General features: G+C 52.1%; 10 protein-coding genes and 1 pseudogene. 10 read left to right on the top strand and 1 reads right to left on the bottom strand.

The window, feature by feature from the left end; all coding sequences use genetic code 11:
- The 10 genes and pseudogenes from tuf to ACLJQJ_RS22765 form a co-directional block, all read left to right on the top strand.
- Positions 1 to 159: pseudogene (gene tuf / locus ACLJQJ_RS22720) on the top strand (elongation factor Tu); the annotation flags it as partial.
- A gap of 229 nt (positions 160 to 388) precedes the next feature.
- On the top strand, positions 389 to 772 hold the full coding sequence (gene secE, locus ACLJQJ_RS22725) for a preprotein translocase subunit SecE (protein WP_001275691.1): 384 nt from the start codon (positions 389 to 391) through the stop codon (positions 770 to 772).
- Position 773: 1 nt separating this feature from the next.
- A complete protein-coding gene (gene nusG, locus ACLJQJ_RS22730) occupies positions 774 to 1,319 on the top strand; it encodes a transcription termination/antitermination protein NusG (RefSeq protein WP_001287521.1) in 546 nt (181 codons plus the stop codon).
- Between the two features lie 157 nt (positions 1,320 to 1,476).
- Positions 1,477 to 1,905 carry a 50S ribosomal protein L11 gene (gene rplK / locus ACLJQJ_RS22735; RefSeq protein WP_001085926.1) on the top strand — a complete coding sequence of 143 codons (429 nt, stop codon included), beginning with the start codon at positions 1,477 to 1,479 and terminating at the stop codon, positions 1,903 to 1,905.
- 3 nt (positions 1,906 to 1,908) lie between these two features.
- The gene (rplA, locus tag ACLJQJ_RS22740; RefSeq protein WP_001096676.1) at positions 1,909 to 2,613 is read left to right on the top strand and encodes a 50S ribosomal protein L1; all 705 of its coding nucleotides are present in this window, start codon (positions 1,909 to 1,911) and stop codon (positions 2,611 to 2,613) included.
- Between the two features lie 419 nt (positions 2,614 to 3,032).
- Positions 3,033 to 3,530, top strand: a complete 498-nt coding sequence (gene rplJ, locus ACLJQJ_RS22745) for a 50S ribosomal protein L10 (protein ID WP_001207203.1) — start codon at positions 3,033 to 3,035, stop codon at positions 3,528 to 3,530.
- Positions 3,531 to 3,596: 66 nt separating this feature from the next.
- Positions 3,597 to 3,962 carry a 50S ribosomal protein L7/L12 gene (gene rplL / locus ACLJQJ_RS22750; protein WP_000028882.1) on the top strand — a complete coding sequence of 122 codons (366 nt, stop codon included), beginning with the start codon at positions 3,597 to 3,599 and terminating at the stop codon, positions 3,960 to 3,962.
- Positions 3,963 to 4,279: 317 nt separating this feature from the next.
- Entirely contained in the window at positions 4,280 to 8,308 is a 4,029-nt protein-coding gene (rpoB, locus tag ACLJQJ_RS22755; RefSeq protein ID WP_000263105.1) for a DNA-directed RNA polymerase subunit beta, read from the top strand.
- Between the two features lie 76 nt (positions 8,309 to 8,384).
- Positions 8,385 to 12,608, top strand: a complete 4,224-nt coding sequence (rpoC, locus tag ACLJQJ_RS22760) for a DNA-directed RNA polymerase subunit beta' (RefSeq protein WP_000653965.1) — start codon at positions 8,385 to 8,387, stop codon at positions 12,606 to 12,608.
- A gap of 41 nt (positions 12,609 to 12,649) precedes the next feature.
- A complete protein-coding gene (locus ACLJQJ_RS22765) occupies positions 12,650 to 12,976 on the top strand; it encodes a hypothetical protein (protein WP_077950926.1) in 327 nt (108 codons plus the stop codon).
- On the opposite strand, the gene ACLJQJ_RS22770 is transcribed toward ACLJQJ_RS22765, so the two are convergent.
- Positions 12,962 to 13,252 carry a cytoplasmic protein gene (locus ACLJQJ_RS22770; RefSeq protein ID WP_223229635.1) on the bottom strand — a complete coding sequence of 97 codons (291 nt, stop codon included), beginning with the start codon at positions 13,250 to 13,252 and terminating at the stop codon, positions 12,962 to 12,964. The two genes, ACLJQJ_RS22765 and ACLJQJ_RS22770, sit on opposite strands and share 15 nt — an antisense overlap.
- Between the last annotated feature and the right edge of the window lie 126 nt (positions 13,253 to 13,378).

The raw sequence follows: 13,378 nt of genomic DNA on the forward strand, positions 1-13,378 counted from the left end.
GAACTGCCGGAAGGCGTAGAGATGGTAATGCCGGGCGACAACATCAAAATGGTTGTTACCCTGATCCACCCGATCGCAATGGACGACGGTCTGCGTTTCGCAATCCGTGAAGGCGGCCGTACCGTTGGCGCGGGCGTTGTTGCTAAAGTTCTCGGCTAATCGCTGATAACATTTGACGCAATGCGCAATAAAAGGGCATCATTTGATGCCCTTTTTGCACGCTTTCACACCAGAACCTGGCTCATCAGTGATTTTATTTGTCATAATCATTGCTGAGACAGGCTCTGTAGAGGGCGTATAATCCGAAAGGCGAATAAGCGTTTCGATTTGGATTGCCTCGCGATTGCGGGGTGAAAATGTTTGTAGAATACTTCTGACAGGTTGGTTTATGAGTGCGAATACCGAAGCTCAAGGGAGCGGGCGCGGCCTGGAAGCGATGAAGTGGATAGTTGTTGCCATATTGCTGATCGTCGCAATCGTCGGCAACTACCTCTATCGCGACATGATGCTGCCGCTGCGTGCGCTGGCCGTAGTAATTCTGATTGCTGCAGCGGGTGGTGTCGCGCTGTTGACGACAAAAGGTAAAGCAACCGTTGCTTTTGCCCGTGAAGCGAGAACCGAAGTCCGTAAGGTCATTTGGCCGACTCGCCAGGAAACGCTGCACACCACGCTGATCGTCGCTGCGGTTACCGCAGTTATGTCACTGATCCTGTGGGGACTGGATGGTATTCTGGTTCGCCTGGTATCCTTTATCACTGGCCTGAGGTTCTGAGATGTCTGAAGCACCTAAAAAGCGCTGGTACGTCGTTCAGGCGTTTTCCGGTTTTGAAGGCCGCGTAGCCACATCGCTGCGCGAGCATATCAAATTACACAATATGGAAGAGCTGTTTGGCGAAGTCATGGTGCCGACTGAAGAAGTCGTTGAGATCCGTGGCGGCCAGCGTCGCAAAAGCGAACGCAAATTCTTCCCGGGTTACGTTCTGGTCCAGATGGTCATGAACGACGCAAGCTGGCACCTGGTGCGTAGCGTGCCGCGTGTGATGGGTTTTATCGGCGGTACCTCTGACCGTCCGGCGCCGATCAGCGACAAAGAAGTCGATGCGATCATGAACCGCCTGCAGCAGGTTGGCGATAAGCCGCGGCCGAAAACTCTGTTTGAACCGGGTGAAATGGTTCGTGTTAACGACGGTCCGTTCGCAGACTTTAACGGCGTTGTCGAAGAAGTCGATTATGAGAAGTCTCGCCTGAAAGTGTCTGTTTCTATCTTCGGTCGTGCGACCCCGGTAGAGCTGGACTTCAGCCAGGTTGAGAAAGCGTAAGGCTGCGATCAAAAAAGCAGCGATCTAATCGTTGCATAGGGCGCGAAATTGACATACAATTTCGCGCCTTTTGTTTTTATGGGCCTTATGCCCATAAAGCGATATTTATCACGGGGAGCTTCTTTGAAGCGATACTACCCAATTCGAGGAATTTAGAATGGCTAAGAAAGTACAAGCCTACGTTAAGCTGCAGGTTGCAGCTGGTATGGCGAACCCGAGTCCGCCGGTTGGTCCAGCACTGGGTCAGCAGGGTGTGAACATCATGGAATTCTGCAAAGCGTTCAACGCAAAAACGGATTCCATCGAAAAAGGTCTGCCGATTCCGGTTGTTATTACCGTTTACGCTGACCGTTCTTTCACCTTCGTTACCAAAACGCCTCCGGCAGCTGTTCTGCTGAAAAAAGCGGCTGGTATCAAGTCTGGTTCCGGCAAGCCGAACAAAGACAAAGTAGGTAAAATTTCCCGCGCTCAGCTGCAGGAAATCGCGCAGACCAAAGCTGCCGACATGACCGGTGCCGACATTGAAGCGATGACTCGCTCCATCGAAGGTACTGCACGTTCCATGGGCCTGGTAGTGGAGGACTAAGAAATGGCTAAACTGACCAAGCGTATGCGCGTGATCCGTGAAAAAGTTGATGCGACCAAACAGTACGACATCAACGAAGCTATTGCCCTGCTGAAAGAGCTGGCCACTGCTAAATTCAACGAAAGCGTTGACGTTGCCGTTAACCTCGGCATCGATGCTCGTAAATCTGACCAGAACGTTCGTGGCGCGACTGTACTGCCGCACGGTACTGGCCGTTCTGTTCGCGTTGCCGTATTTACCCAGGGCCCGAACGCTGAAGCAGCTAAAGCTGCTGGCGCTGAGCTGGTAGGTATGGAAGATCTGGCTGACCAGATCAAGAAAGGCGAAATGAACTTCGACGTTGTTATCGCATCCCCGGATGCAATGCGCGTTGTTGGCCAGCTGGGCCAGGTTCTGGGTCCGCGCGGCCTGATGCCAAACCCGAAAGTCGGTACCGTAACTCCGAACGTTGCTGAAGCGGTTAAGAACGCTAAAGCAGGTCAGGTTCGTTACCGTAACGACAAAAACGGCATCATCCACACCACCATCGGTAAAGTGGACTTTGACGCTGACAAACTGAAAGAAAACCTGGAAGCTCTGCTGGTTGCGCTGAAAAAAGCAAAACCGAGCCAGGCGAAAGGCGTGTACATCAAGAAAGTTAGCATCTCCACCACCATGGGTGCTGGCGTTGCCGTTGATCAGGCTGGTCTGAGCGCATCTGCGAACTAAGATTAGTCTTTACGTGGGCGGTGATTTTGTCTACAATCTTACCCCCACGATTCTGTTGAAATATAACAGAGCACTATGCGAGTCATTTGAATTGCAGCAAGGCAGCAAGTGAGTGAATCGCCAGGAGCATAGTTAACTATGTGACTGGTGTGAACGAGCGCAGCTAACACAGCTGCGGTTCAAAGGACGAAGTCATAGAAAGAATTTGTTCGTTGGAGCCTGGCCTATCCAGGCCTCCGTCGAAGACCGCAGGCGTCTCGCAAGAGGCTTAATCCCCTGCGTAGACGGTGACAGAACGCTAAGATTATTTTTGATACTCTGGCTTGTTTCTGCTCACCGTATTAAGACGCTCTTCTCGTTGAGATGAGTGAAGTGAGTTCCGGAACATGAGTTCCGGCAAACATCCAGGAGCAAAGCTAATGGCTTTAAATCTTCAAGACAAACAAGCGATTGTTGCTGAAGTCAGCGAAGTAGCCAAAGGCGCGCTGTCTGCAGTAGTTGCGGATTCCCGTGGCGTAACTGTAGATAAAATGACTGAACTGCGTAAAGCAGGTCGTGAAGCTGGCGTATACATGCGTGTTGTTCGTAACACCCTGCTGCGTCGCGTCGTTGAAGGTACTCAGTTCGAGTGCCTGAAAGACACGTTTGTTGGTCCGACCCTGATTGCATACTCTATGGAACACCCGGGCGCTGCTGCTCGTCTGTTCAAAGAGTTCGCGAAAGCGAATGCAAAATTTGAGGTCAAAGCTGCAGCCTTTGAAGGTGAGCTGATCCCGGCGTCTCAGATCGACCGCCTGGCAACTCTGCCGACCTACGAAGAAGCAATTGCACGCCTGATGGCAACCATGAAAGAAGCTTCGGCTGGCAAACTGGTTCGCACACTGGCTGCTGTACGCGATGCAAAAGAAGCTGCGTAATCGCAGTTGTCTTTATCAAGCATTTGCTTACGTATAAACTTATTCTGATATTCAGGAACAATTTAAATGTCTATCACTAAAGATCAAATCATTGAAGCAGTATCCGCTATGTCCGTAATGGACGTTGTAGAACTGATTTCTGCAATGGAAGAAAAATTCGGTGTTTCCGCTGCTGCTGCTGTAGCTGTAGCTGCTGGCCCGGCTGAAGCTGCTGAAGAAAAAACTGAATTCGACGTAATTCTGAAAGCTGCTGGCGCTAACAAAGTTGCTGTTATCAAAGCAGTACGTGGCGCAACTGGCCTGGGTCTGAAAGAAGCTAAAGACCTGGTAGAATCTGCTCCGGCCGCTCTGAAAGAAGGCGTGAGCAAAGATGACGCTGAAGCACTGAAAAAATCTCTGGAAGAAGCTGGCGCTGAAGTTGAAGTTAAATAAGCCAACCCTTCCGGTTGCAGCCTGAGAAATCAGGCTGATGGCTGGTGACTTTTTAGTCACCAGCCTTTTTGCGCTGTAAGGCGCCAGTAGCGTTTCACACTGTTTGACTACTGCTGTGCCTTTCAATGCTTGTTTCTATCGACGACTTAATATACTGCGACAGAGCGTACGTTCTGTGTAAATCGCAATGAAATGGTTTAAGCGTGATAGCAACAGGCATTGCGGAAAGTATCCATTTTCCGGTCAACAAAATAGTGTTGCACAAACTGTCCCCCGCAGGACAGATGGGTCGACTTGTCAGCGAGCTGAGGAACCCTATGGTTTACTCCTATACCGAGAAAAAACGTATTCGTAAGGATTTTGGTAAACGTCCACAAGTTCTGGATGTACCTTATCTCCTTTCTATCCAGCTTGACTCGTTTCAGAAGTTTATCGAGCAAGATCCTGAAGGGCAGTACGGCCTGGAAGCAGCCTTCCGTTCCGTGTTCCCGATTCAGAGCTACAGCGGTAATTCCGAGCTGCAGTACGTCAGCTACCGCCTTGGCGAACCGGTGTTTGACGTTCAGGAATGTCAGATCCGTGGCGTGACCTATTCCGCACCGCTGCGCGTAAAACTGCGTCTGGTGATCTACGAGCGCGAAGCGCCGGAAGGCACCGTTAAAGACATTAAAGAACAAGAAGTCTACATGGGCGAAATCCCGCTCATGACCGACAACGGTACCTTTGTTATCAACGGTACTGAGCGTGTTATCGTTTCTCAGCTGCACCGTAGTCCGGGCGTCTTCTTTGACTCCGACAAAGGTAAAACCCACTCTTCGGGTAAAGTGCTGTATAACGCGCGCATCATTCCTTACCGTGGTTCCTGGCTGGACTTCGAATTCGATCCGAAGGACAACCTGTTCGTGCGTATCGACCGTCGCCGTAAACTGCCTGCGACCATCATCCTGCGTGCGCTGAACTACACCACTGAGCAGATCCTTGACCTGTTCTTTGAGAAAGTCGTCTTCGAAATTCGCGACAACAAGCTGCAGATGGAGCTGATTCCAGAACGTCTGCGTGGCGAAACCGCGTCGTTCGATATCGAAGCTAACGGCAAAGTGTACGTTGAAAAAGGCCGTCGCATTACCGCGCGTCACATCCGTCAGCTGGAAAAAGACGATATCAAGCATATCGAAGTTCCGGTTGAGTACATCGCAGGTAAAGTCGTCTCTAAAGACTACGTTGACGAATCCACTGGCGAGCTGATCTGCGCGGCGAACATGGAGCTGAGCCTGGATCTGCTGGCTAAGCTGAGCCAGTCCGGCCACAAACGTATCGAAACGCTGTTTACCAACGATCTGGACCACGGCCCGTACATTTCTGAAACGGTACGCGTCGACCCAACTAACGATCGTCTGAGCGCGCTGGTAGAAATCTACCGCATGATGCGCCCTGGTGAGCCGCCGACTCGTGAAGCGGCTGAAAGCCTGTTTGAGAACCTGTTCTTCTCCGAAGACCGCTATGACCTGTCTGCGGTGGGTCGTATGAAGTTCAACCGTTCTCTGCTGCGCGACGAAATCGAAGGTTCCGGTATCCTGAGCAAAGACGACATCATTGATGTCATGAAGAAGCTCATCGATATCCGTAACGGTAAAGGCGAAGTGGATGATATCGACCACCTCGGCAACCGTCGTATCCGTTCCGTCGGCGAAATGGCGGAAAACCAGTTCCGCGTTGGCCTGGTGCGTGTAGAGCGTGCGGTGAAAGAGCGTCTGTCTCTGGGCGATCTGGATACCCTGATGCCTCAGGATATGATCAACGCCAAGCCGATTTCCGCCGCAGTGAAAGAGTTCTTTGGTTCCAGCCAGCTGTCTCAGTTTATGGACCAGAACAACCCGCTGTCTGAGATTACGCACAAACGTCGTATCTCCGCACTCGGCCCAGGCGGTCTGACCCGCGAACGCGCAGGCTTCGAAGTTCGAGACGTACACCCGACTCACTACGGTCGCGTATGTCCTATCGAAACGCCGGAAGGTCCGAACATCGGTCTGATCAACTCCCTGTCCGTGTACGCACAGACTAACGAATATGGCTTCCTTGAGACGCCGTACCGTCGTGTGGTTGATGGCGTGGTTACTGACGAAATTCATTACCTGTCTGCTATCGAAGAAGGCAACTACGTTATTGCTCAGGCGAACTCCAACCTGGATGACGAAGGCCACTTTGTAGAAGATCTGGTGACCTGCCGTAGCAAAGGCGAATCCAGCTTGTTCAGCCGCGACCAGGTTGACTACATGGACGTTTCCACCCAGCAGGTGGTCTCCGTCGGTGCGTCCCTGATCCCGTTCCTGGAACACGATGACGCCAACCGTGCATTGATGGGTGCGAACATGCAACGTCAGGCGGTTCCGACTCTGCGCGCTGACAAGCCGCTGGTGGGTACCGGTATGGAACGTGCTGTCGCCGTCGACTCCGGTGTTACTGCAGTAGCTAAACGTGGCGGTACTGTTCAGTACGTGGATGCGTCCCGTATCGTTATCAAAGTTAACGAAGACGAGATGTACCCGGGCGAAGCGGGTATCGACATCTATAACCTGACCAAATACACCCGCTCTAACCAGAACACCTGTATCAACCAGATGCCATGTGTGTCTCTGGGCGAGCCGGTTGAACGCGGCGACGTGCTGGCAGACGGTCCGTCCACCGACCTCGGTGAACTGGCGCTCGGTCAGAACATGCGCGTGGCGTTCATGCCGTGGAACGGCTACAACTTCGAAGACTCCATCCTCGTTTCCGAGCGTGTTGTCCAGGAAGACCGTTTCACCACCATCCACATTCAGGAACTGGCGTGCGTGTCCCGTGACACCAAGCTGGGGCCGGAAGAGATCACCGCTGATATCCCGAACGTGGGTGAAGCTGCGCTCTCCAAACTGGATGAATCCGGTATCGTTTACATCGGCGCGGAAGTGACCGGCGGCGACATTCTGGTCGGTAAGGTGACGCCGAAAGGTGAAACCCAGCTGACGCCGGAAGAGAAACTGCTGCGTGCGATCTTCGGTGAGAAAGCGTCTGACGTTAAAGACTCTTCTCTGCGCGTACCTAACGGTGTCTCCGGTACGGTTATCGACGTTCAGGTCTTTACTCGCGATGGCGTAGAAAAAGACAAACGTGCTCTGGAAATCGAAGAGATGCAGCTCAAGCAGGCGAAAAAAGACCTGTCTGAAGAACTGCAGATCCTCGAAGCGGGCCTGTTTAGCCGTATCCGTGCGGTGTTGGTGTCCGGCGGCGTTGAAGCTGAGAAGCTCGACAAACTGCCGCGCGACCGCTGGCTGGAACTCGGTCTGACCGACGAAGAGAAACAAAATCAGCTGGAACAACTGGCTGAGCAGTATGACGAACTGAAACACGAGTTCGAGAAAAAACTTGAAGCGAAGCGCCGTAAAATCACCCAGGGCGACGATCTGGCGCCGGGCGTGCTGAAGATCGTGAAGGTCTATCTGGCCGTTAAACGCCGTATCCAGCCGGGTGATAAGATGGCAGGTCGTCACGGTAACAAGGGTGTTATCTCTAAGATCAACCCGATCGAAGACATGCCTTACGATGAAAACGGCACGCCGGTAGACATCGTACTGAACCCGCTGGGCGTACCGTCTCGTATGAACATCGGTCAGATTCTGGAAACCCACCTGGGTATGGCTGCGAAAGGTATTGGCGACAAGATTAACGCCATGCTGAAACAGCAGCAGGAAGTCGCCAAACTGCGCGAATTCATCCAGCGTGCCTACGATCTGGGCGCCGACGTTCGTCAGAAAGTCGACCTGAGCACCTTCAGCGATGATGAAGTGCTGCGTCTGGCAGAAAACCTGCGCAAAGGTATGCCGATTGCCACACCAGTGTTCGACGGTGCGAAAGAAGCGGAAATCAAAGAGCTGCTGAAACTGGGCGACCTGCCGACCTCCGGTCAGATCACCCTGTTCGATGGCCGTACGGGTGAACAGTTCGAACGTCCGGTAACCGTCGGTTACATGTACATGCTGAAACTGAACCACCTGGTTGATGACAAGATGCATGCGCGTTCTACCGGTTCTTACAGCCTGGTTACTCAGCAGCCGCTGGGTGGTAAGGCGCAGTTCGGTGGTCAGCGCTTCGGGGAGATGGAAGTGTGGGCGCTGGAAGCTTACGGCGCCGCCTACACCCTGCAGGAAATGCTCACCGTTAAGTCTGATGACGTGAACGGTCGTACCAAGATGTATAAGAACATCGTGGACGGCAACCATCAGATGGAACCGGGTATGCCGGAATCCTTCAACGTTCTGTTGAAAGAGATCCGCTCGCTGGGCATCAACATCGAACTGGAAGACGAGTAATTCTCGCTCAAACAGGTCACTGGTGTCGGGGTAAAACCCGACACCAGATTGTGCTAACTCCGACGGGAGCAAATCCGTGAAAGATTTATTAAAGTTTCTGAAAGCGCAGACTAAAACCGAAGAGTTTGATGCGATCAAAATTGCTCTGGCTTCGCCAGACATGATCCGTTCATGGTCTTTCGGTGAAGTTAAAAAGCCGGAAACCATCAACTACCGTACGTTCAAACCTGAGCGTGACGGCCTTTTCTGCGCCCGTATCTTTGGGCCGGTAAAAGACTACGAGTGCCTGTGCGGTAAATACAAGCGCCTGAAACACCGTGGTGTTATTTGTGAGAAGTGCGGCGTTGAAGTGACCCAGACCAAAGTACGCCGTGAGCGTATGGGCCACATCGAGCTGGCGTCCCCGACTGCTCACATCTGGTTCCTGAAATCGCTGCCGTCCCGTATCGGTCTGCTGCTTGATATGCCGTTGCGCGATATCGAACGCGTACTGTACTTCGAATCTTATGTGGTTATCGAAGGCGGTATGACCAACCTGGAACGTCAACAGATCCTGACTGAAGAGCAGTATCTGGACGCGCTGGAAGAGTTCGGTGACGAATTCGACGCGAAGATGGGGGCGGAAGCTATCCAGGCCCTGCTGAAGAGCATGGATCTGGAGCAAGAGTGTGAAACTCTGCGCGAAGAGCTGAACGAAACCAACTCCGAAACCAAGCGTAAAAAGCTGACCAAGCGTATCAAGCTGCTGGAAGCCTTCGTACAGTCTGGCAACAAGCCAGAGTGGATGATCCTGACCGTTCTGCCGGTTCTGCCGCCAGATCTGCGTCCGCTGGTTCCGCTGGATGGTGGTCGTTTCGCGACTTCTGACCTGAACGATCTGTATCGTCGCGTCATTAACCGTAACAACCGTCTGAAGCGTCTGCTGGATCTGGCTGCGCCGGACATCATCGTACGCAACGAAAAACGTATGCTGCAGGAAGCGGTTGACGCCCTGTTGGATAACGGTCGTCGCGGTCGTGCGATCACCGGTTCTAACAAGCGTCCTCTGAAATCTTTGGCCGACATGATCAAAGGTAAGCAGGGTCGTTTCCGTCAGAACCTGCTCGGTAAGCGTGTTGACTACTCCGGTCGTTCTGTAATCACCGTAGGTCCATACCTGCGTCTGCACCAGTGCGGTCTGCCGAAGAAAATGGCGCTGGAGCTGTTCAAACCGTTCATCTACGGCAAGCTGGAACTGCGTGGCCTGGCCACCACCATCAAAGCCGCGAAGAAAATGGTTGAGCGCGAAGAAGCTGTCGTTTGGGATATCCTGGACGAAGTTATCCGCGAACACCCGGTACTGCTGAACCGTGCGCCGACTCTGCACCGTCTGGGTATCCAGGCATTTGAACCGGTACTGATCGAAGGTAAAGCTATCCAGCTGCACCCGCTGGTGTGTGCGGCCTATAACGCCGACTTCGATGGTGACCAGATGGCTGTTCACGTACCGCTGACGCTGGAAGCCCAGCTTGAAGCGCGTGCGCTGATGATGTCTACCAACAACATCCTGTCTCCGGCGAACGGCGAACCTATCATCGTTCCGTCTCAGGACGTGGTACTGGGTCTGTACTACATGACCCGTGACTGTGTTAACGCCAAAGGCGAAGGCATGGTGCTGACTGGCCCGAAAGAAGCTGAGCGTATCTATCGCGCAGGTCTGGCCTCTCTGCATGCGCGCGTTAAAGTGCGTATCACTGAATATGAAAAAGATGAAAACGGCGAATTCGTTGCGCACACCAGCCTGAAAGACACGACCGTTGGTCGCGCCATTCTGTGGATGATCGTACCGAAAGGTCTGCCTTTCTCCATCGTCAACCAGGCGCTGGGCAAGAAAGCGATCTCCAAAATGCTGAACACTTGCTACCGTATTCTGGGCCTGAAACCGACCGTTATTTTTGCGGACCAGACGATGTACACCGGCTTTGCTTATGCAGCGCGTTCAGGTGCGTCCGTTGGTATTGATGACATGGTCATCCCGGAGAAAAAACACGAGATCATCTCTGAAGCGGAAGCCGAAGTTGCTGAGATCCAGGAGCAGTTCCAGTCTGGTCTGGTAACCGCTGGCGAACGCTATAACAAAGTTATCGATATCTGGGCTGCGGCGAACGATCGTGTATCCAAAGCGATGATGGATAACCTGCAAACCGAAACCGTGATTAACCGTGACGGCCAGGAAGAGCAGCAGGTCTCCTTCAACAGCATCTACATGATGGCCGACTCCGGTGCGCGTGGTTCTGCGGCACAGATTCGTCAGCTGGCCGGTATGCGTGGTCTGATGGCGAAGCCGGATGGCTCCATCATCGAAACGCCAATCACCGCGAACTTCCGTGAAGGTCTGAACGTACTCCAGTACTTCATCTCCACGCACGGTGCGCGTAAAGGTCTGGCGGATACCGCACTGAAAACCGCGAACTCCGGTTACCTGACTCGTCGTCTGGTTGACGTCGCGCAGGATCTGGTAGTGACCGAAGATGACTGTGGTACGCACGAAGGTATCCTGATGACCCCGGTTATCGAGGGTGGCGACGTGAAAGAGCCGCTGCGTGACCGCGTTCTGGGCCGTGTGACAGCAGAAGATGTGCTGAAACCGGGTACCGCGGACATTCTGGTTCCACGCAACACGCTGCTGCACGAACAGTGGTGTGACCTGCTGGAAGCAAACTCCGTTGACGCCGTTAAAGTGCGTTCCGTTGTATCCTGCGACACCGACTTTGGTGTATGTGCGCACTGCTATGGTCGTGACCTGGCGCGTGGCCACATCATCAACAAAGGTGAAGCTATCGGCGTTATCGCGGCACAGTCCATCGGTGAACCGGGTACACAGCTGACGATGCGTACGTTCCACATCGGTGGTGCGGCATCGCGTGCGGCTGCTGAATCCAGCATCCAGGTGAAAAATAAAGGTAGCATCAAGCTCAGCAACGTGAAGTCGGTTGTGAACTCCAGCGGTAAACTGGTTATCACTTCTCGTAACACCGAACTGAAGCTGATCGACGAATTCGGTCGTACCAAAGAGAGCTATAAAGTGCCTTATGGCGCTGTCATGGCGAAAGGTGATGGCGAGCAGGTTGCCGGCGGCGAAACCGTGGCAAACTGGGACCCGCACACCATGCCGGTTATCACTGAAGTGAGTGGTTTCATCCGCTTCACTGACATGATCGACGGTCAGACCATTACGCGTCAGACCGACGAACTGACCGGTTTGTCTTCGCTGGTGGTTCTGGATTCGGCTGAACGTACTACCGGTGGTAAAGATCTGCGTCCGGCGCTGAAAATCGTTGATGCTCAGGGTAATGACGTTCTGATCCCGGGTACCGATATGCCTGCGCAGTACTTCCTGCCGGGTAAAGCGATTGTACAGCTGGAAGATGGCGTACAGATCAGTTCTGGTGACACCCTGGCGCGTATTCCGCAGGAATCCGGCGGTACCAAGGATATCACCGGTGGTCTGCCGCGCGTTGCGGACCTGTTCGAAGCGCGTCGTCCGAAAGAGCCGGCAATCCTTGCTGAAATCGCAGGTATCGTTTCCTTCGGTAAAGAAACCAAAGGCAAACGTCGTCTGGTGATTACGCCGGTTGATGGTAGTGACCCGTACGAAGAGATGATTCCGAAATGGCGTCAGCTCAACGTGTTCGAAGGTGAACGTGTAGAACGTGGTGATGTGATTTCCGATGGTCCGGAAGCGCCGCACGACATTCTGCGTCTGCGTGGCGTTCATGCTGTGACGCGTTACATCGTTAACGAAGTCCAGGATGTATACCGTCTGCAGGGCGTTAAGATTAACGATAAACACATCGAAGTTATCGTTCGTCAGATGCTGCGTAAAGCCACCATCGAAAGCGCCGGTAGTTCCGACTTCCTGGAAGGCGAACAGGTTGAATACTCTCGCGTCAAGATCGCTAACCGCGAGCTGGAAGCGAATGGCAAAGTGGGGGCTACCTTCTCCCGCGATCTGCTGGGTATCACCAAAGCGTCTCTGGCAACCGAGTCGTTCATCTCTGCCGCATCGTTCCAGGAGACTACACGTGTCCTGACCGAAGCTGCCGTTGCGGGTAAACGCGACGAACTGCGCGGCCTGAAAGAGAACGTTATCGTGGGTCGTCTGATTCCGGCCGGTACCGGTTATGCGTACCACCAGGATCGTATGCGCCGTCGCGCCGCGGGCGAGCAGCCAGCAACACCGCAGGTCACTGCGGAAGATGCATCTGCAAGCCTGGCAGAACTGCTGAACGCAGGTCTGGGCGGTTCTGATAACGAGTAATCGTTAAATGGTGGAGGGGCATTTATCCCTCCACCAGCTTCATGCTGGATACCGAATCCCGGGTCGCTTGCCTACAAGGAAAGAAAATGCCAGCGATTATTTCATTAATCTATTTAATGTTTAGTCTTTTGATATTTACAAAAAAGATAACCATTTCAAACGTTCTGTCCGCTTTTTTATTGTTTCTATCGTTATATATACTTCACCATAAATCATTACTTATATTTATTTATTGTCTTATTATTATTGTCGCCACCGTTATTCTTCTTCGAGTCAAAATCAGCGCGGATAAAAAAGCCGTATTTTATTTTTCAATGCCATGCTGGCTCTTGATTTTATCTGTAATTATAAATTTAATGAATAAATGAATTATTTTTTATGACTCTTGTTTCTCGTATTATTGGTGAAAACTCACTATCACTGGTTATATGAATAAATTGTCCAGTTTTTGCATTATATTTTGCCATCGCACAGGGAAGACTATTACCGCCGTTAGCCATAACAAATTTTGCTTTTGTATTACGATAAATATTGACGCCAGGAATGGGGTCCTGACCGAATGTATAAGGCGTTGGGACAATTACATTATGTTTGTTTGAGAACCACTTTGCTAAAATCCCGTCAACGCCATCAACCGGCGTAATAAAAGTAGAGAATCCACAATACTCAAAATTGAATTTTTATACCATTGGGTTTGTTTTTTTCTGTAACATTGAATCCAAATGTGACTTTAAATTTATCCCATAAATCTAAGTTATTAAAGTCTATTG

It is taken from the genome of Salmonella sp. SAL04202 (assembly GCF_046550775.1).
GTDB classification, from domain to species: domain Bacteria; phylum Pseudomonadota; class Gammaproteobacteria; order Enterobacterales; family Enterobacteriaceae; genus Salmonella; species Salmonella enterica.